This window comes from Dickeya oryzae, from assembly GCF_009372235.1.
GTDB classification, from domain to species: Bacteria; Pseudomonadota; Gammaproteobacteria; order Enterobacterales; family Enterobacteriaceae; genus Dickeya; species Dickeya oryzae.
In genome coordinates this window covers 861,497-881,520 of the sequence record NZ_ML762920.1, presented here as the reverse complement: position 1 = coordinate 881,520, position 20,024 = coordinate 861,497, and the positions used below count along the sequence as shown (strand labels likewise).

Annotated in this window: 13 protein-coding genes; 3 read left to right on the top strand and 10 right to left on the bottom strand. The window is 53.3% G+C overall.

All coding sequences use genetic code 11. The features are described 5' to 3' along the window. Nucleotides 1-85: 85 nt before the first annotated feature. The 4 genes from mdtC to FAZ14_RS03840 form a co-directional block, all read right to left on the bottom strand. Nucleotides 86-3,175 carry a multidrug efflux RND transporter permease subunit MdtC gene (gene mdtC / locus FAZ14_RS03855; protein ID WP_153508054.1) on the bottom strand — a complete coding sequence of 1,030 codons (3,090 nt, stop codon included), beginning with the start codon at nucleotides 3,173-3,175 and terminating at the stop codon, nucleotides 86-88. After that, nucleotides 3,172-6,312, bottom strand: a complete 3,141-nt coding sequence (locus FAZ14_RS03850; protein WP_153508053.1) for an MdtB/MuxB family multidrug efflux RND transporter permease subunit — start codon at nucleotides 6,310-6,312, stop codon at nucleotides 3,172-3,174. Before FAZ14_RS03850 ends, mdtC begins: the two co-directional genes overlap by 4 nt. Beyond that, nucleotides 6,312-7,577, bottom strand: coding sequence for an MdtA/MuxA family multidrug efflux RND transporter periplasmic adaptor subunit (locus FAZ14_RS03845; RefSeq protein ID WP_153508052.1), 1,266 nt, complete (start codon nucleotides 7,575-7,577; stop codon nucleotides 6,312-6,314). Before FAZ14_RS03845 ends, FAZ14_RS03850 begins: the two co-directional genes overlap by 1 nt. Before the next feature lie 212 nt (nucleotides 7,578-7,789). Then, a complete protein-coding gene (locus FAZ14_RS03840) occupies nucleotides 7,790-8,971 on the bottom strand; it encodes a NupC/NupG family nucleoside CNT transporter (RefSeq protein WP_153508051.1) in 1,182 nt (393 codons plus the stop codon). A 255-nt stretch (nucleotides 8,972-9,226) separates the two neighbouring features. On the opposite strand from FAZ14_RS03840, the gene FAZ14_RS03835 reads away from it, so the two are divergent. After that, complete coding sequence (locus FAZ14_RS03835; protein ID WP_153508050.1) at nucleotides 9,227-10,189, top strand: aldo/keto reductase; 963 nt, start codon at nucleotides 9,227-9,229, stop codon at nucleotides 10,187-10,189. Nucleotides 10,190-10,889: 700 nt separating this feature from the next. Here the strand turns inward: FAZ14_RS03835 and ompA are convergent. Then, complete coding sequence (gene ompA / locus FAZ14_RS03830; protein ID WP_016943331.1) at nucleotides 10,890-11,954, bottom strand: porin OmpA; 1,065 nt, start codon at nucleotides 11,952-11,954, stop codon at nucleotides 10,890-10,892. Between the two features lie 363 nt (nucleotides 11,955-12,317). Then, complete coding sequence (sulA, locus tag FAZ14_RS03825) at nucleotides 12,318-12,812, bottom strand: SOS-induced cell division inhibitor SulA (protein ID WP_016943332.1); 495 nt, start codon at nucleotides 12,810-12,812, stop codon at nucleotides 12,318-12,320. Between the two features lie 219 nt (nucleotides 12,813-13,031). On the opposite strand from sulA, the gene FAZ14_RS03820 reads away from it, so the two are divergent. After that, on the top strand, nucleotides 13,032-13,661 hold the full coding sequence (locus tag FAZ14_RS03820; RefSeq protein WP_016943333.1) for a TfoX/Sxy family DNA transformation protein: 630 nt from the start codon (nucleotides 13,032-13,034) through the stop codon (nucleotides 13,659-13,661). Here FAZ14_RS03820 and yccS read toward each other — a convergent pair. Both yccS and FAZ14_RS03810 read right to left on the bottom strand, forming a co-directional pair. Then, entirely contained in the window at nucleotides 13,658-15,880 is a 2,223-nt protein-coding gene (yccS, locus tag FAZ14_RS03815) for a YccS family putative transporter (protein WP_016943334.1), read from the bottom strand. The two genes, FAZ14_RS03820 and yccS, sit on opposite strands and share 4 nt — an antisense overlap. Before the next feature lie 9 nt (nucleotides 15,881-15,889). Then, a complete protein-coding gene (locus FAZ14_RS03810; protein ID WP_153508049.1) occupies nucleotides 15,890-16,336 on the bottom strand; it encodes a YccF domain-containing protein in 447 nt (148 codons plus the stop codon). 167 nt (nucleotides 16,337-16,503) lie between these two features. On the opposite strand from FAZ14_RS03810, the gene helD reads away from it, so the two are divergent. Next, nucleotides 16,504-18,561, top strand: a complete 2,058-nt coding sequence (gene helD / locus FAZ14_RS03805) for a DNA helicase IV (protein ID WP_153508048.1) — start codon at nucleotides 16,504-16,506, stop codon at nucleotides 18,559-18,561. A 74-nt stretch (nucleotides 18,562-18,635) separates the two neighbouring features. Here the strand turns inward: helD and FAZ14_RS03800 are convergent, their stop codons facing one another. Both FAZ14_RS03800 and FAZ14_RS03795 read right to left on the bottom strand, forming a co-directional pair. Next, on the bottom strand, nucleotides 18,636-19,094 hold the full coding sequence (locus FAZ14_RS03800; protein WP_012885637.1) for a methylglyoxal synthase: 459 nt from the start codon (nucleotides 19,092-19,094) through the stop codon (nucleotides 18,636-18,638). 141 nt (nucleotides 19,095-19,235) lie between these two features. Beyond that, entirely contained in the window at nucleotides 19,236-19,889 is a 654-nt protein-coding gene (locus FAZ14_RS03795; protein WP_153508047.1) for a DUF2057 family protein, read from the bottom strand. Between the last annotated feature and the right edge of the window lie 135 nt (nucleotides 19,890-20,024).

Genomic DNA, 20,024 nt, shown 5'->3' with positions numbered 1-20,024 from the left:
ACTCCCGGGAATATCCTGTCCCTTGCAGGCGCCGGGGCGAACCCCGGCGACGATTACAGATACGGCAATGGCGACTGACGCGGCATCATGCCGACGGTTCAGTATGCGTAGCGGCGTCAGTGCGTTCACGACGTCGCCAGCGCAGTCTGTCAAAGAACAAGTACACCACCGGCGTGGTGTACAGTGTCAGTAACTGGCTCATCACCAGCCCACCAACGATAGTGATACCCAGCGGCTGACGCAGCTCTGAGCCGTCACCGCTACTGAGCACCAACGGTAATGCGCCGAACAACGCCGCCATGGTGGTCATCATGATCGGGCGAAAACGCAACATGCAGGCGCGGAAAATCGCTTCGCGTGCCGAGAGTTTCCCTTCTCGTTGCGCGACCAGCGCAAAGTCCACCATCATGATGGCGTTTTTCTTCACGATGCCTATCAACAAAAGAATGCCAATAAGTGCAATCAGACTGAACGGCTTATTGAACAATTCCAGCGCCAGTAACGCACCGACCCCGGCGGAGGGCAGGGTAGAGAGAATGGTCAGCGGGTGGACGACATTCTCATACAGCATCCCCAATACGATGTAGACCGTCACGATCGCCGCAATAATCAGCACAACCTGCGAATGCTGCGACTGCTGGAACGCCAGTGCGGTACCGGCGAACTGACCTCGAATAGTGGGTGGTACACCCAGTGAGGTCATGGTGCGTTCAATCGCGGTGGTTGCCTCTGACAAGCTGGCCCCTTCCGGCAGGTTGAACGAGATGGTCGCCGCCGCCGATAACCCCTGATGGTTAACCGCCAGCGGTGCGTTAGCCGGTTGCCAGTGAGCAAAGAACGACAACGGTATCGGCTTGCCGTCATTGTTGATGATGAACATTTTCTCCAGCGAGGCAGGGTCCTGGGTATAGGCCGGGTCAACCTCCATGACGACTTTATACTGGTTCATCGGCTGGTAAATGGTGGAGATCTGGCGCTGCCCAAAGGCGTCGTTCAGCAGTGTGTTGGCGCTGGAAATGTTGATACCCAGCCTTGCCATGGCATCACGATCATAGACCAGCCTCAGTTCTGCCCCTTTGTCCTGCTGGTCAGAACTGACATCCGCCAGTTGTGGCAACTTGCTCAGCGCATCGCGAATTTTTGGCTCCCAGCTTCTCAGTACCGAGAGGTCGTCCGATAACAGCGAGAACTGATAGCCTGCATTCGCTTCACGTCCACCGATACGCACGTCCTGCACCGCCATCAGATACAGGTTGGCACCGGGCTCTTTCGCCAGTTTGGCGCGTAGCCGGGTGATGACCTGTTGCGCGTTGACGTCACGCTGGGCGAGCGGTTTCAGGCTGATGAACATCGAGCCGCTGTTGGTCCGCATCCCGCCAGTAAAACCGGTGACGTTATCCACCGCCGGGTCGGCGCGTACGATGGTCATGAAATCCTGTAATTTGCGTTTCATCGCCTGGAAGGAGATGCTCTGGTCGGCCTGAATGAACCCCATCAGCCGCCCGGTATCCTGCTCCGGGAAGAAGGTTTTGGGGATGGTGATATAAAGCCAGACGCTCAGACCAATCGTCCCCAGCAACACCATCATGACCCAACGTGAGTGGTTCAGCACCCAGCGTAAACTGCGACCATAACCTTGCTGTAAGCCGAGCAGCAGGCGGTTGAAACCACGCGTACGCGGCTGGCTGCGCGCGGTGTGGGGGCGCAGCAATCGGGCGCACATCATCGGCGTTAAGGTGATGGAGACCAGCAATGAAATCAGTATCGCCACCGACAGCGACACCGAGAACTCGCGGAACAAACGCCCAGGCAGGCCATCCATGAACAGCAGCGGTATAAATACCGCGATCAGCGATAAGCTCATCGAGACGACGGTAAAGCCAACTTCCCGTACCCCTTGCAGCGCGGCCTGTAACGGCTTCATCCCGGCCTCGACATGGCGGGAAATGTTTTCCAGCACCACGATGGCGTCATCCACCACAAAACCGGTAGCCACGGTCAGGGCCATTAGCGACAAGTTATTCAGGCTAAAGCCGCACAGGTACATGGCGGAGAACGTGCCAATCAACGACACCGGTACCGCGATGGCCGGGATAAGCGTGGCGCGACCAGAGCGCAGGAACAGGAACACCACCAGAATCACCAGCGAAACCGCGATAGTCAGCGAGCGCTCCACGTCACGCAGTGAGGCACGAATGGTGGGCGAGCGGTCTTGTGCGATATTCAGGTGGATTGAGGCGGGCAACATGGCTTGCAATTCAGGCATGGCAGCGCGAATTGCATCCACGGTGGAGATGATGTTGGCATCCGGCGCGCGGCGAATTAACACCAATACCGCCGGTTTGGCGTTGGTCATCCCGGCGTTGAGGACGTTCTGCACCGAGTCTTTTACCGTCGCCACATCGCTCAGACGCACTGGCGCGCCATTGTTGTAGTGGATGATGAGCGATCGGTAAACGTTGGCGGTTTTCAGTTCGTCATTGGTTTGAATCTGGTAGTGAGTGTTGCCACTGTCCACACTACCAAGTGGCTGGCGCACGTTGGCCTGGGCGATAGACTGGCGAACGGTATCCAGCGACACGCCCTGATTGAACAGCGCTTGTGGATTGAGTTCTACCCGGACTGCCGGTAACGAGCTACCACCGATGGTGACATCGCCAACCCCATCAATTTGTGACACGCGCTGGGCCACCTGGGTCGAGGCGTAGTCGTACAGTTGGCCCGGACCGTAGGTGTCCGACGTCAGCGTGATGATCATGATCGGCGCGTCAGACGGGTTGACCTTCCGGTAATAGGGGCGGCTTGGCATATTACTCGGCAGCAGGCTCTGGGCGGCGTTGATCGCCGCCTGTACGTCACGGGCCGCGCCGTTAATATCTCTATCCAACGCAAACTGCAGGATGATGCGGGTGTTACCCAGCGAACTCATCGAGGTCATCTCATTGACACCGGCAATACGGCCCAGCGAGCGCTCTAACGGCGTCGCCACCGACGACGCCATGGTTTCCGGTGATGCGCCGGGCATGGTAGCGGTGACCGAAATCACCGGGTAGTCCACCTGTGGCAACGGCGACACCGGCAGCAACTGATAGCCGAGCAGCCCGCACAGCGCTATCGCCAGCGCCAGCAATGTGGTGGCGACCGGCCGATGGATAAACAGCGCGAAGAACTTCACTGTGCTTCCCCTTCCTGCGGCTGGCGGCGGCGCAGGCGATGTGCCAGACGATCAAACAGCAGGTAGATAACGGGTGTCGTAAACAGCGTCAGCACCTGGCTCATCACCAGACCCCCCACCATACAAATCCCCAGCGGTCGGCGTAGTTCCGCACCGACGCCGGTACTGAACATCAGCGGAATGGCGCTGAGTAGCGCTGCCATGGTGGTCATCAGAATGGGGCGAAAACGCAGCAGACAGGCCTGATAAATCGCCTGATAGGGCGTCATCCCTTGTTCACGTTCGGCAGCCAGCGCAAAGTCGATCATCATGATGGCGTTCTTCTTCACGATGCCGATCAGCAAAATGATACCGATGATGGCGATGATGTTCAGATCGCTGCCTGCGGCCATGAGTGCCAGTAACGCGCCAACACCCGCGGTCGGTAGCGTAGACAGGATAGTGACCGGGTGGATAAAACTTTCATACAGCACACCCAATACGATATACATCGCCACCACCGCTGCCACTACTAGCCAGATAGTGCTGGTTAGCGCTGACTGGAATGCCAACGTACTGCCCTGGAAGCGGGTGATGATATCGCTGGGTAACTGCATGTTTTGCTGCGTTTGCTGAATGACTTTTACCGCATCACCCAACGCGTAGCCCGGCGCGACGTTAAAGGAAATGGTCGTCGACGGGAACTGATCGATGTGGTTGATGGATAACGGCCCCTTGCGCTCTTCCACGGTCGCAATACTGCTGAGCGGTACCACGCCGCCGCTGGTGTTAATAAGCCGAATATCATCCAACGACCCCAGCCCGTTGTTGTGGTCCTGATGCTGTTCGAGCACCACGCGATACTGGTTGGATTGCGTATAGATAGTGGAGATCAGGCGCTGGCCAAATGCGTTGTACAGGGCGCTATCCACCTGGGACATGGTGATGCCAAGGCGGCTGGCGCTATCCCGGTTAACCTTCACGTAGGCAACAGCACCGCCGTCTTGCCAGTCACTGCTCACATCCTGCAATTGCGGCAGCTTCTGTAGCTCGGCGACCAGTTTGGGCACCCAGGTGCTGAGTTCATCCAGCGACATGGTTTGCAAGGTGAACTGATATTGGGTACGGCTGACCTGTGTATCGATGGTCAGGTCCTGTACCGGCTGCAGATAGAGCTGGACGCCCGGCAGTGCCGATGTACGTTGCTGGAGCCGTGCTATCACCGCCTGGATACGGTCACTGCGTTCATCCAGCGGTTTGAGGTTGATCTGTAACCTGCCGCTGTTAAGCGAGGCATTAGTGCCATCCACGCCGATAAACGAGGTCACGCTTTCCACCGCCGGATCCTGCATGATAAGTGTGGTGGCCTGCTGCTGCTTGTCCACCATACCGGAGAAGGAGATAGTCTGTGACGCCTGCACCGTACCTTGAATAATGCCGTTATCCTGTATCGGGAAAAAACCTTTGGGGATGACGATATACAGCAAGACCGTGAGCACCAGCGTACTCAGTGCGACGCCAAGGGTAATCCACGGATGACTCAAAACACGTGTTAATCCACGGCCATACCAGGCGATCACGGTGTCAAAAAAGCGCTCGCTGGCACGGGTAAAGCGGTTTTGTTGGCTCAATGAGTGGTGGCTTAACAAACGGGCGCACATCATTGGCGTGAGCGTCAACGACACCACGGCAGAGATAAGGATCGACACCGCCAGTGTCACTGCAAACTCACGGAACAGGCGGCCGATGATATCCCCCATGAACAGCAAAGGGATCAAAACAGCAATCAGCGAGAAGGTCAGCGAGATGATGGTAAAGCCGATTTCCCCCGCGCCTTTCAACGCGGCCTGTAGCGGTTTTTCGCCTTGCTCGATATAACGGGCGATGTTCTCGATAACAACGATGGCATCGTCAACCACGAAACCGGTGGCGATGGTGAGTGCCATCAGCGTCAGGTTGTTGACAGAGAAACCGAGAAAATACATGGCGGCAAACGTACCCACCAGCGATAACGGTACGGCGATGCTGGGAATCAGCGTCGCGACGGCGTTGCGCAGGAACAGGTAAATCACCATCACCACCAGCGCGATAGCCAGAATCAGTTCGAACTGCACATCCTCGACCGAGGCACGGATAGTGGTCGTGCGGTCAGTCAGCAGGGCGACATCCACCGATTTTGGCAGGCTGGCTTTCAGCGACGGCAGCAGACTGCGGATATGGTCAGCGGTGGCTATCACGTTCGCGCCGGGCTGGCGCTGAATATTAAGCACAATAGCCTGATGTTGATTAGCCCAGGCGGCCAGACGGGTATTTTCCGCTGCCTGTTCCACCGTGGCGACATCCTGCAACCGTACCGGTGCATTATTTTTCCAGGAGATGATCAACTGGCGATAGTCATCGAGTGAACGCATCTGATCATTAGCGGAGAGCGTGACCGAACGCGCCGGGCCGTCAAAACTGCCTTTCGGGGTGTTGACGTTGGCGGCGGTAATAGCCGTACGCACGCTTTCGCTGCTCAGACCATAGGAGGCTAGCGCCCCTGGATTGAGCTTAATGCGCACCGATGGCCGCTGACCACCGGCCAGGGTTACCAGCCCGACGCCTTCCACCTGTGAGATTTTCTGCGCGATGCGCGTTTCAATCATGTCCTGCACCTGCGTCAGCGGCAGGGCAGTGGACGTTACCGCCAGTGTCATGATCGGCGGGTCTGCCGGGTTCACCTTGCTGTAGGTGGGGGGGAAAGGCAGATCGGTGGGCAGCAGGTTGGTGGCGGCGTTAATCGCCGCCTGAACATCCTGTTCTGCCACATCCAGCGATAACGACAACTGGAACTGCAATGTGATCACTGATGAGCCGCCGGAGCTTTGGCTCGACATCTGTTTGAGGCCGGACATGCTGCCGAACTGATGCTCCAGCGGTGCGGTGACGGCTGAGGTCATCACATCCGGGCTGGCACCAGGGTAAAGCGTCACGACCTGAATCGTCGGGTAATCCACTTCCGGTAGCGCGGAAACCGGCAACGCTCGATAGCCTACAATCCCAGCCAGCAGAATCGCGATCATCAACAGGGTGGTGGCTATCGGCCGGAGAATAAACAGGCGCGACGGCCCACCACCTGTATTTAGCGTGGCATCCTGTAACGGCGTCGTTTCCTGCATCAGGATTTCTCCGCGTTATGCTGAGATTTTTCATGCTGGGGCTTCTCGGCACCGGCGGTAGATTTGCTGTCTGCGGCTGCAGGTGCCAGCACTTCAACGCGAGCGCCTTCGGTCAGGCGGTCGATCCCGTCGGTCACCACTCGTTCGCCTGCATTCAGCCCGTTGGAAACCACCGTTTGCTGGCCGTATTGAATCCCCGTGGTGATGATGTGCTTGCTAACCTGATCTTTATCGTTCAATACCCAAATGAAGTGCCCTTCGTTACCCATTTGAATTGCGGCTGAAGGGGCGATCACCACATTTTGCAGGGTATCGACTTTCATCTTGATGTTGACGAACTGATTGGGGAACAGCGCATCATCGGTGTTATCGAAGCGGGCTTTCAGTTTGATAGTGCCGGTGGTGGCGTCTATCTGGTTATCCATACTCAGCAGCCGCCCCTGAGAGAGAATGCGCTGACTGCCTCGATCCCAGGCTTCAACGGGGACTGGTTGGCCGGATTTCTGTGCTTTCAGTACGGTGGCGATATCGCTTTCCGGCACGGTGAATATCACATCGATCGGATGGGTTTGCGTTAATACCAACAGGTTGTCAGTACTGGTCACGTAGTTACCGATATCAATCTGACGCAAGCCGACGCGGCCGCTGAACGGTGCGGTGATACGGCTGTAATCCAATTGCAATTGTGCGCTGGCGACAGCGCCCTGATCGGATTTCACCGTCGCTTCATATTGGCGCACCAGCGATTCCTGCGTATCCAGTTGCTGGCCGGACACCAAATTGGTTTTGGATAACTGCTGGTAACGGACTAAATCCTGGCGAGCATTGACCAGCAATGCCTGATCTTTGGCCAACTGCCCCTGTGCTTGTATCAGTGCGACCTGAAACGGGCGCGGGTCTATCTCTGCCAGTAACTCGCCTTCCTTAACTTGCTGCCCTTCCTGAAAGTGGATAGCCATCAACTGGCCGCTGACGCGACTGTGGACCGTGACGGTATTGGCGGCGGTAACCGTCCCCAGACCAGAGAGGTAATAGGGCACCGAAGAGGATGAGGAGAGTGCGGCCTGCACCGGCGGTGGCGCGGTAGAGCCGCGTCGTCCACTGCCGCTACGATTTTGTCCTTGTCCCTGAGGTGATGCGTGCTGTGCGGTTGTTGCCTCGTTGGCAGAATCTGATTGTGAGGGGCGGAAATAACGCCAGGCGAAAAACGCCGCGGCAATGACAACAAGCAGTATCAAGAAACGAAATAAGCGAGCGGCGTTCATAGTTATGGACGGAACCTCCAATCAGCACAGGCTAAGATAAGCCCATGAAACACTGAATATAATAATACTAGTGTAAACAGCTAACGGAGGACAAAAATGGAGGAAATATGGAACATATGTCAGGGTTTGTAGAAAAAGAATCCCCGGCGTCATTCAACGCCGGGGAATGGTGCTGAGTATGTCAGCACGGTGTCACTATCAGGACAAACGCGTTACAGCACCAGTCCGGCGATAGCGGCAGACAGCAGGCTGACCAGAGTAGAACCATAAACCAGTTTCAGACCGAAGCGGGAAACCGTGTTGCCTTGTGCTTCGTTCAGGCCTTTGATAGCCCCTGCAACGATACCAATCGATGAGAAGTTGGCAAACGACACCAGGAAGACAGACAGAATACCTACGCTGCGTGGTGACAATTGACCGGCTATTTTCTGCAATTCCATCATGGCGACGAATTCGTTGGATACCAGTTTGGTGGCCATGATGCTGCCTACCTGCAGCGCTTCGGCTTTCGGAATACCCATCACCCAGGCTAACGGGTAGAACACATAACCCAGAATTTCCTGGAAGCTCAGGCCAAATACTGCGCTGAACAGTGCGTTGATACCAGCGATCAGCGCGATGAAACCAATCAGCATCGCGGCGACGATAACCGCCACCTTGAAACCGGCCAGAATGTATTCACCCAGCATTTCAAAAAAGCTCTGGCCTTCATGCAGATTGCTCAGGTGCAGTTCTTTTTCTTCACTGGTGTCGTAGGGGTTGATGAGCGACAACACGATAAAGGTGCTGAACATGTTGAGCACCAGTGCCGCGACCACGTATTTTGCGTCCAACATCGACATGTAGGCACCGACGATGGACATGGATACTGTCGACATGGCGGTTGCTGCCATGGTGTACATACGTTTTTCAGACATCTGCCCCAGAATGTCTTTGTAAGCGATGAAGTTTTCAGACTGACCAAGAATCAGTGAGCTGACCGCGTTGAATGACTCCAGTTTGCCCATGCCATTAACTTTGGACAGAACGGTACCGATCAATCGGATAATGAACGGCAGTACTCTGATGTGCTGCAAAATACCGATCAGTGCAGAGATAAACACGATCGGGCACAGCACTTTGAGGAAGAACACAAAGCTGTTGTTACCGATATTGCCAAAGACGAAGGTGGTACCTTCACCGGCGAAGCCGAGCAGTTTGTCAAACAAGCTCGCAAACCCTGTCACGAAACCCAGCCCTGCACTGGAGTAGAGGAAAAAGTAGGCGAGTAGAATTTCAATGACTAAAAGTTGAACAATATACCTGACGCGAATGCTTTTGCGATCGCGGCACACCAGCAGTGACAGGCCGGCGACAACGATCAGGGCCAGGATAAATTGCAGAATGTTGGACATGTTTGCTCCAAATTATGATAGGGGCCGATTTTTGGTCGTCATTTTATGTAACGATTGCGCCTAAAATGCGACGTAAGACGCAAAACCGGAATTATATCGCGGAAAATAACCTAAACTAAAGCGTGGGTCTCATAGCATTCGCTTCTGTCTGGGAGATATCTCAATATTTCATCATGCCAGACCGAAAAATGCTGTGATGAAAGTTCCCTGCCAGCATGTTGGTTGTAGGGAAAATGTAAGCACAAGGAGATGACAATGCCTGCGTCTGATGCGTTACGTGAGTTGGGACAATCGGGAATTCGGGTGCCGCTACTGACCTTTGGCGGCAACGTATTTGGCTGGACTATTGATGAGCCAACCTCATTTCGGGTACTGGATGCCTTGCTCGATCAGGGACTCTACTTTATTGATACCGCCGATGTGTATTCCGTCTGGGCTTCCGGTAATAAAGGCGGTGAATCGGAAAGCATAATCGGTAACTGGCTGAAACTGCGTGGAAACCGCGATCGTGTCATTATTGCTACTAAAGTCGGCAAGAATATGGGCGGTGATCGGCACGGATTATCGGCGGCTTATATCCGCCGGGCGGTGGAAGATTCACTGCGACGCCTGCAAACAGACTACATCGACCTCTATCAGTCGCATGAGGATGATAAGCACACCCCGCTGGAGGAAACTTTGTCGGCTTTTGATGCGTTGATTCGCGAAGGCAAGGTGCGTGCTATCGGTGCTTCCAACTATGACGGTGAGCGTCTGGCACAAGCGCTACAAGTGAGCAGAGATAACCATTTGGCGCGTTATGAAACGCTGCAACCGGAATACAACCTGTATGATCGTCAGCATTATGAGTCCACGCTTGAACCGGTAGTAAAGGCGAATGGGTTAGGGGTGATTGGTTATTACTCGCTGGCGAGCGGCTTTTTGTCAGGCAAATACCGCACGAAAGCCGATGCGGTAAAAAGTGCCCGTGGCCAGGGCGTGATTGAACATTATCTCAATCCGCGCGGTCTGGCGATTTTGAACGCATTGAATCAGATTGCCGAGGCTCATCACACCACACCTGCTCAGGTTGCGCTGGCGTGGTTGATAGCGCGTCCCGGTGTGACGTCACCGATAGTGAGTGCGACTTCGGTAGAGCAGGTTGCGGAACTGGCAAGCGCCACCCGACTGGCGCTCACGCCTCATGAGATTGAACAACTCAATAGCGCCAGTGCCTGAAGCCGGAGATGGCTTGATGTGCACTAGCCGCATAGCCATGGGCGATCTGGTAGCAAGTCAGATCGCCACCATCGTGCTTGTGAACCATATTATTTATCGTAAGGTTAGCGTTGTTTTTAGTCTGCATTACCGAGGTTATGTCAGCTCTTGTTTATATTTCTCTCAGCGCTGAAAAGAACGCTAATGAAAATCGGCTGATGGCTTAGCTTGCAGTGAATGCAATTTTTCCGTGAGCTGATGAGGAATGTAAATATATTACTGCTGCTATTTCCATTTTTATTTTAATTGTGCATGACCTGCTATTTTTTCCCATGATATTTATCATCACAGTGATATGAGTTATGAGACTAGTCTGGACAATCCACCTACGTTTTTCACCCTCAGATGGCAAGAGCCAGCAAGGCTCTAACGAGCCTTGCCCTAAAGGGCCAACGCATGGCGTTGTTCAACACGCGTGCGTGTTGTCATGCAACTCGAATTATTCTGGGTAGAGCCATGAAAACACGTGCACTTATGAAAATAGGTCTACTCCAAATCATATGGGGCTCATAAGCGGGAATGAAAATACTGAATGGCACCAATAAAAAAACAGCCCCGCGTAAGCAGAGGCTGTTTTTTTGGCAGGGAACAGCGGTAACGTTAATCTATAGAATCATCTATAGGGCTACCGCTTTTTCCGCTAACGCATGCTCAGTGGCAATTAAGCCTGAGGCTGAGTCACTACGTCTTTGATGCCTTTAACTTCGATCTCTACGCGACGATCCGGAGCCAGGCAATCGATCAGTGCTGCACGTGCTTTCACGTTAGCACAGGTAGAACCGGTAACCGGGTTGGCTTTACCCATACCACGAGCGGAGATCTTGTTAGACGGGATGCCTTTGTGAACCAGGTAATCAACAACAGTCTGTGCGCGCTTAGCAGACAGAGTCTGGTTGTACTGGTCGGAACCCAGACGGTCGGTGAAGCCCAGAACCACTACGGAACCGTCTTTCGGATCCAGAGTGCTCAGCTGAGTGTACAGCTGGTCCAGAGAACGCTGACCTTCCGGTTTCAGAGTCGCTTTGTTGAAGTTGAACAGAACGTCAGACTTCAGGGTGAAGCGTTTGGTCTGAACAACCGGAGCCGGAGCCGGGGTCGGAGCCGGTGCCGGAGCAATAACCGGAGCCGGAGCAGCAGTTTCCTGACCGAAACGGTAAGAAACACCCACGCTCAGCAGACCATTGTCAGGACGACCACCAACGGTAGCAGCGTCACCGATGTTGTTCACCCACTGGTAATCCAGACGGGTTGCCCAGTTTTTGGTGATGGCGTATTCAACACCCACAGCAGCCAGCGGAGAAACGCCAGTGTCATTATTGCTCGGACCTGTGTTATCACGGCTGTCAGCACGCCATACAAAACCACCCAGACGGGTATAGATATCCAGATCGTCAATGATCGGATAGCTCAGTTTAGCAGCCAGTTGAATACCCTGAGCTTTGAAACTGCCATGATTGCCGCCGTTATATTTCATACGACCCAGCCAGTCATAACCCATTTCAAAACCCAGATACTGGTTAGCCTGATAGCCACCGAATACGCCAGCACCCAGTTGATTCTGTGCAGCGTTGGTTGCGTTGTAGCCATTACCGGTCAGGCCGGTATCGTGGTACTGGGACCAGCCCAGTTTACCACCTGCGTACCAGGTGTTATCGTTTGGTGCGGCTTGTGCTACGGTAGCAAAGCCAGCCAGTGCCACTGCAATCGCGATAGCTGTTTTTTTCATTTTACGCCTCATTATCATCCAAATCGGCAATCAACTCTGTAAGCTAATTAGCCTTTGGTTAAAATCCTTTCTCGGAGATATTGCCCTTGGTCTAATTACGTGCTGCCAGTGAACTGACATTATGGAAGGGCAACTCCAGCGAGCTAAAGTCTACAACGTGGTGAGAAAGTTACAAGTATGATGTGACAGACACCATGAAAAAATCAGTCGTTCATACATAATTACTAACAAATAATGGACGATTTTGTCAGATTACCTTGATGTCTTTTAATATTAGTACTTCGCAATAACACGTTCGGCGCTGTGTTTCCGCGGACTATGGATAACCGGCGACACCTCTGTAAGAAAAATCCTAATATTCATTCAATGATACAATCTTGAGTGAATTTTTAGTGTGGAAAAGGGTCTTGTGATTGTTTCTCCCTCTGGACGCATGATAAATCCATAGGTATTTCCGTGCTGTGCCGCTCTTTGCAGCCGCATTTTTTGTTCATTATTCAGTTCGTCTGGCAGCCAGCATAGTACGGCGCTGTAATTACCCGTCATTAACGCCTTCTCCATCGCATCAACAGTTGATACCGGATTGAGGCGATGAAGCTCGATCATCTTTTCCAGTGGTAATCCTGTCTGTTGTAGCCACAGGCGGCTAAGTTTTTGCTGTGGGGAAAGCCAAAGTAGCCAGCGTGATTGCGTACCCAATTGCTGCAACAACGGCAGCAGTAATGGCGTCAGCATGGGATGGTCGTCACCATAGACGATTTCGCTGATGAAGCCGCTGGAAGCGGTTTGAGGCATCGCGTTATGACCCAGGCGTGACGTATTGCAGACATGACGAGAACGGATGGTTTGAGTACGCATAGTTTCTTTACCTCACAGTTATACTGTATGGGTGTACAGTATCTTTTGTGTGGGCAAAGATCAACCGGAATTTCTGAAAGCACTTCGCATAATCGTCATGTTATTGCCGCTATGACATGTTTTGTATTTGAAGACCGGGTTTTGCTGTGTTTAATTAATTGCTCCCGTTACGGATGTCTTTGGTAAACAGGGAAAAACATTCAATACAAGGAATAAGTAATGAAAAAGCTATGTGAAAAAAGGATTTTACAGGCGAAAACCGTGTTTTCCTCATTGGGAACTATTTTCTCTCGCTCACAGTTTGGCGGCTACAGCATTGCAGCGGATGGGGTGATTTTCGCGTTGGTATCCGGCGGAGAACTTTATTTGCGGGCGGCTCGTCATAACGAAGCGTTTTTTCTCGAAGAGCAGGCGCCAAAACTCATCTATACCAAACGTGGTTTGCCGGTACCGCTCAATTATTATTTGGTTGCGGAGGCGCTCTGGCAGGATGAGTCGGCGCTGCTGGAGCTGGCGCGATTATCGTTGCAGGGCGCGCGCCAGGATAAAGCAGCCAGAAAGCGTTGTATCAGGCTAAAAGACCTGCCCAATATCAATCATGATCTGGAGCGGTTACTCTGGAAGGTCGGCATTAGGAATATCGATGAGCTACACCGACTTGGCGCAAAAACCAGCTACCTTAAACTGCGCACCATCAGTCAGAATCTGAGTGTGAATGTACTGCTGGCATTGGCCGGTGCGATTTGTGGTGTGCATCAGGCTGCGCTGCCGCAAGGCATACGCAGCGAATTGCTTGAATGGTTCGAGAAGGCCAGCCCTCGTACGTTGAGACCACCCAGACTGAATTAGTGGGCAGAGGTCTGTTGTCGATTCCGATGCATCGGTTCCTGCGGTCGATTTTCTTCAGCAATCATCTGGTTTTTCAGTTGCGTCAGTTCCGGTAGCAGGCCGATTATCAGGTTAATCTGTTGTAATACCAGCTGTTCCTGACTGTCCTGCTCCGGCGACAGACTCTGAATGCGGTGTTTCAGTGCTTCCAGTTCTTTATCCAACGCCGTCTGGTCACGATTGTCCTTCTGCTCACGACTGTCCTGATGAAGTGCATCATCGACGTAACAAACCGCGTCGTTCAGCAATTGCAATGTTTCAGTCGACTGAATATGTTCCCGGTGCGCTCCCAGCGTGGAGATATATCCCAGCAATGTATGGTTGAGGCACATCAGCCGGAAGGCGTTTTCCAGTGAACCCGGCCGGGCATGCGGCTCAGCCGACATATTGGACACCACCGAGGCCAGTTCCGCATCACTATTGTGGGCGTCACGCCGGGCGATTCGGTAAGACAGTCCGTTATCTTTGCCCTGATGGTATTGCACCATAATGGCATCGAGATAGCGGCAATTCATGCCCATCGCTTTATTGATCACCGCAGGCAGGCCGCGGAATCGCCAGTCTGGCCAGATAAAACTGACCGCTGCCCAGGCAATACCACAACCCAGCAACGTGTCGACGACTCTGGGGATTGCGACTTCCAAGCCTTCCCCCAGTAGATTGAAACACATCAACACCAGCAAGGTGATAAATAGCGTGGCCTGAGCGTATTGCACCGTGCGAAACGCGAAGAATAGCACCCCACTGATAACAATCAGCGCCAGTTGTCCTTCCAGTGACGGCACGATGTACAGCAGTGGCACCCCAATCAGCACCCCGCCCAGCGTCCCGAGGATACGCAATGCCAGACGCCGGCGAGTGGCATTATAGTTAGGCTGGCAAACAAACAGACTGGTCAGCAGGATCCAATAACCGTGGTGCAAACCGGTAAACTGAATAATCCCATAGCCGACACACAGCACCAGCGACATGCGCACCGCATGACGAAACAGTGACGATTGTGTCGTGAGATGGCGACTGATGCGCAAACGGATATCGCTCCAGCCGGTAATTTTATCATCCGATAACCGACTTTCGACCGACAGGCGATGATTGTGGCGTTCAAGCGTTTGTTCTGACTGAATATTGATGAGCTGGGCGTCAATCGCTTGCAGGTTATTGAGGAGATAGCGTAGCGCTTTGATGTATAACGTTTCTACCCCTTGAGCAGCCAGCCTGTCGATAGCGGCGTGGAGGTGAGAAAAGGCCCGCTCGATTCGATGATCGTGCTGGTATTTCTGCTGCAATAAAATGGACTGTGATACTTGCTGGCAGGCACGGGATAACATAAACAGCAGGCGCTGAAACCGGAAAGGCACATCGCTGTAGCGCAGCATATGCCGCAGTTGCTCATACTGGATGTGCACTGAACTGGCCCGCTCATGAATGTCTTGCGCGACAAAATAGTAATGCAGTGTGCGTCGGGTGCCGCGTTGACCGCGATCGCCACGCAGCCGGGTGAGTAACGACGCTTTGGCCCGATTGAGCGTATCAACCAACTGGCCATTAGCCATGGCAACATCAATCAGCGGTTGGTCACTGTCATCAAGGTCGGGGTCAAACAGATTGGATTTGATTTCCAGATAGTGAGCCAACTGCTGGTAGCATTGGGCCAGGTTGTCCTGCAACGGGCGAATGGGAAACAGCAGATGACCGAGCAGTGTCAGCAGGTTATACCACAGTGCCCCCAGCAACAGTAAAAACGGCTGCTGATACCAGTCGCTGTACAGTGATATACCCAGCATGGTGTAGATGGCGATCAGCAGTGCGCCAAAGGCAATAGTGGCATAGCGCTGCCCTAACGACCCTAGCAGGATAAAGCTCCAGGTTGAGCCAGCCAGTCCAATGGCGAATAACCAGGGATGTGGATAGAGCAGTTCTATCGATACGGAGGCGACCAGAAAACAGGCGAGTGTAATGATCAGATTGAACAGACGGCCGGATAAACGGTCATCAAGGTCAGTCAACGCCGCGGCCACCACGCCCAGTGTTAGCGGGATGGTGCTGGTCGAGACCCCAAGCCACCAGGGCACTATCGCCACACCACTGAGTGCTATCAGAATCCGCAGGTTATACAGCCAACTACTGTTATAGATAACCCGCCGCAGACTGGTTGTGACGTTCTGTTGCACGATGATCATCCATCCTGATTACTGGTAACGCCGACGGGCGTTGGCTTCCCTTACCGCTTGCGCTTCTTCGACCGAGACAACGCGGCGTCCCACCGGCCAAAGCGCAATGGCAGCAATTTTGAAATTGGCGATGCCAACCGGTATGCCGATGATCGTCACACATTGTGCAATACCACTGGCAATATGTGACAGGCATAGCCACCAGCCGAAAACGACCAGCCAGAATACATTAAGCAGCGTACCGCTGGCATTCAGCAGTGAATTTTTTTGTTCCGGCCGTAGTTCGTCAATGTGAATGGCTTCATTGCCGTATGGCAGTAGCGACAATTTGGTGATTTCCCAGCATGAGCGAGTAAGCGGCAGGGTAAACACCAGTACTATGCTGACGACGGTAGCCAGCAACCAGGCGAGTGTGGTGAAAAAACCACCCAGCACGAAATTCAGGATATTGAGTACGGCTCGCATGATAGGAATACCCTCGGTCAAACTCTCTGATGAGAAGAGAATTATCACATTATTCGTCGGGTTATTCTAACGCGTTTTTGTTGCTAGAGTGCGGAGTCGGATAGCGGTTACACTACAATTTGTAAACGATAACGTTGAACACGTCTTCTGAAAATGGCACTGGGATCATGGAACTGAAATCGACCGCGTTAGGTAAGCATCTGGCACAGCATCCTTACAACCGTGTGCAATTACTGAATGCCGGTGTCAATGTCAGCGGCGACCGGCATGAATATTTGATCCCATTCAATCAATTGCTGGCGATTCGCTGTAAGAAAGGGCTGATTTGGGGAGAGCTGGAGTTCGAGTTGCCGGAAAGTAAAGTTGTGCGTCTGCACGGCACCGAGTGGCAAGAAACCCAACAGTTTTTTCGTCATCTATTTAAAGCCTGGCAAAACTGGAGCCAGGAAATGAGCGACGTCTCCAGTGCGGTGTTGCAACGACTGGTTGACGAGATTTCAGAACAGGAACACCGGGATGGGTGGTTTAGCCGTCAGGCGTTGATGCGCGTCCAGCAAGAGATTCGTGCCGGGTTTGCTGCATTGCCGTTGCCGTTGGCACGCTTGAATGAATTTGATGCGTGTCGGGATAACTACCAGCAGTGCTTGTGCTGGCTGGAGCAAGGTGAAGCGAAGCGTCAACAGGCTAACCAGCGCTGGACGCAAACAACGCTGGTTGCGCAGCGCGCGTTTTTCGATACGGTGGAAAGTTCACCATTAAACCCCAGCCAGTGTCAGGCAGTGGTCAATGGTGAAAATGCCGTGTTGGTGCTGGCTGGTGCGGGTAGTGGCAAAACGTCGGTATTGGTGGCGCGTGCTGCCTGGTTATTGCATCGGGGGGAGGCGTCGCCACAACAGATTCTGTTGCTGGCGTTTGGCCGACAGGCGGCAGAGGAAATGAATAGCCGTATCCGTGAACGGCTGGATACCGACGATGTGCGGGCGATGACCTTTCATGCGCTGGCATTACACATTATTCAACAGTGCAGCCGCAAAGTACCGGTAATCAGTCGACTGGAAACCGACGGGGTGTACCGGCGGGAGTTTTTGAGCCGACATTGGCAACAGCAGTGTGATGAAAAAAAGACCCAGGCAAAAGGATGGCGGCAGTGGCTGACGGAAGAGCTGGAGTGGACGTTGCCGGAAGGAAACTTTTGGCAGGATAGCGCGCTTGCATCGAGGCTGGCAGGGCGGCTGGAGCGCTGGCTGGGGTTGATGCGGATGCAAGGCGGCACACAGAGTGAAATGTTAGCCTTAGCCGATGATGAAACGCGCCCGCTATTCCAGCAACGGCTGCGGTTAATGGCCCCTTTATTGAAAGCCTGGAAAAAAGCTCTGAAAGACGAAGGCGCTGTAGATTTCTCCGGTTTGATTCATCAGGCTGTCAACTATCTGGATAAAGGCCGTTTTGTCAGCCCGTGGCACCATATACTGGTGGATGAATTTCAGGATATTTCCCCCCAGCGCGCCCGCTTGCTGGAGGCACTGCGCCGCCAGTCTCCGCAGAGCAGCCTGTTTGCGGTGGGCGATGACTGGCAGGCGATTTACCGCTTTAGCGGTGCTGAGCTGACGCTGACGACGGCGTTTGAGCAGCATTTTGGCGAAGGGGCGCAATGCATTCTGGATACCACCTATCGCTTTAACCACCGCATTGGCGATATTGCTAATCGGTTTATTCAACAAAACCCGGCACAGTTGAAAAAAACGCTCAACAGCCTGCGGGACGGTGATAAAAAATCAGTCGTGCTGCTGGAGCAGGAGCAACTGGACGCGTTGCTGGACAAGATGAGCGGTTATGTGACGCCAGAGGCACGTATTCTGATACTGGCGCGCTATCACCATTTACGCCCAGAGGTGTTGGATAAGGCGCAGACCCGTTGGCCGAATTTACACCTTGATTTCATGACCATTCATGCCAGTAAAGGGCAACAGGCGGATTACGTGATTGTATTGGGGTTGCACGAAGGGCGTGATGGGTTTCCTGCGCCCGTGCGTGAATCGGTACTGGAGGCTGTATTACTGCCTCGCCCGGAACCGTACCCGGATGCAGAAGAGCGGCGGTTGCTGTATGTGGCGCTGACCCGCGCGAAACATCAGGTGTGGTTGTTGTACAGCCGTGATGAGCCGTCCGTCTTTGTGGACGATTTGCACCAGTTAGGTGTGCCTATGCCGCGTAAACCAGGTTAAGCCTGATTTTATCTGTGACTATTGCAGGAAAAACCGGCCGGTCATCACCGGCCAGTGATAGCGAAAATACAGGCTTATCTCAGGCGTCCTTGAAGATAACGCTGATAATCCGGAATGGTGACGGAGACCTGCTGGCGGAACAGCGCGGAATTAATCAGAAAATCGGCCGTGGAGCGATTGGTCGCCACCGGGATATTCCATACTGTTGCCAGACGCAGCAGCGCCTTCACGTCCGGGTCATGCGGCACGGCATTGAGCGGATCCCAGAAGAAAATCAGCATGTCGATTTTGCCCTCGGAGATTAGCGCGCCTACCTGCTGATCACCGCCCATCGGCCCACTCAGCATGCTTCTGACCGGCAAGCCGGTATGCAGTTGGATCAGGTTGCCTGTTGTGCCGGTAGCATACAAATGGTGTTCCGCCAGTTGGGTTTTGTTAGCGGTAACCCATTCCAGCAGCGATTCTTTACAGTGATCGTGCGCAACCAGTGCAATGTGCTTATGCACCTCGATTGTGCGGGTGGTGTACTCCATGGCGACATCCTTCGAACAGTATGATTTCGAGCAGTATAGTTTTCACAGATTACGGAAACGCGGTTTCAGTGGAAAGTGGCAGACTGAAAAAATGCGAGCATCTTTCCAAAAACAGCCATTTTGCCTGTAAAATCAGCATGCTTACTGGGTTTCCCTGTCTTTTGCCCATTCCAGAAAACGCTGGCGCGTATTTTTATCCGCCTGTTGAAACCAGTATTGCATGATGCTGAGTGGATCGAGCGGGTTGGCTGCCGCGTTGGGCGTGGTAGAAGCCTTTGCCGACGGTAGTGGGGCGAACGTTATCGCCGCCGCCGCTTGGCCTGAACGATTATAGTCAGCCATGCGTTTTTCTATTTCACCCGATAACTCGGTGGCACCAACTGGTAGCACGTCGGTACGAATAGGGATAGGCAGATTTTTGCTGTCTACCAACTGATAGGTGGGGGACTGGCTAAAATTTTGACGCGCTGCCGCATCGTCCAGGTCAGGAAGCCGGATAGCGACTTCACTCAGATTGCGGGCGTTAAATACGGCGATAAGGCCGGGAGAGCGGTAAGTCTGTTTGGTGCCAACTGAAGATCCTACGGATTTCAGTACCTGAAAGACAATTTGATGATAGCTTTTTTCCAGCTCGAGGCTGTCGGCACCATTGAGCAGCGAACCTGGGACTTTCTTTCCATCCACCATTACCAACTCGATGTCAGGCCGTAGCTTGAGCGTCGTTGCCATCGCCAAAGAACTGAAGGTGAGCAACCACAGCATGGCGGTGGCGGCGATAGCGGAAAGGGTTTTCATACAAACCTCGTCGTGGATCTCATCATTGTATTGTTCAGTAACAGGCAGAATGTGTCAAAATTTTAAAATTGAAATATTTGGTTATCAATAAGTGGCAGGAAAAGGGAGGCAGTGCACGGTGTGCCAGCGGGCGGA

Excerpts from the sequence above, each read along its gene's own strand:
- sulA (WP_016943332.1), bottom strand. The coding sequence starts at position 12,812 with ATGCGTACTCAAACCATCCGTTCTCGTCATGTCTGCAATACGTCACGC.
- FAZ14_RS03795 (WP_153508047.1), bottom strand. The coding sequence starts at position 19,889 with ATGAAAACCCTTTCCGCTATCGCCGCCACCGCCATGCTGTGGTTGCTC.
- FAZ14_RS03820 (WP_016943333.1), top strand. The coding sequence starts at position 13,032 with ATGAAAAAGCTATGTGAAAAAAGGATTTTACAGGCGAAAACCGTGTTT.
- FAZ14_RS03800 (WP_012885637.1), bottom strand. The coding sequence starts at position 19,094 with ATGGAGTACACCACCCGCACAATCGAGGTGCATAAGCACATTGCACTG.
- FAZ14_RS03835 (WP_153508050.1), top strand. The coding sequence starts at position 9,227 with ATGCCTGCGTCTGATGCGTTACGTGAGTTGGGACAATCGGGAATTCGG.
- FAZ14_RS03850 (WP_153508053.1), bottom strand. The coding sequence starts at position 6,312 with ATGCAGGAAACGACGCCGTTACAGGATGCCACGCTAAATACAGGTGGT.
- FAZ14_RS03840 (WP_153508051.1), bottom strand. The coding sequence starts at position 8,971 with ATGTCCAACATTCTGCAATTTATCCTGGCCCTGATCGTTGTCGCCGGC.
- yccS (WP_016943334.1), bottom strand. The coding sequence starts at position 15,880 with ATGATCATCGTGCAACAGAACGTCACAACCAGTCTGCGGCGGGTTATC.
- ompA (WP_016943331.1), bottom strand. The coding sequence starts at position 11,954 with ATGAAAAAAACAGCTATCGCGATTGCAGTGGCACTGGCTGGCTTTGCT.
- FAZ14_RS03845 (WP_153508052.1), bottom strand. The coding sequence starts at position 7,577 with ATGAACGCCGCTCGCTTATTTCGTTTCTTGATACTGCTTGTTGTCATT.
- helD (WP_153508048.1), top strand. The coding sequence starts at position 16,504 with ATGGAACTGAAATCGACCGCGTTAGGTAAGCATCTGGCACAGCATCCT.
- FAZ14_RS03810 (WP_153508049.1), bottom strand. The coding sequence starts at position 16,336 with ATGCGAGCCGTACTCAATATCCTGAATTTCGTGCTGGGTGGTTTTTTC.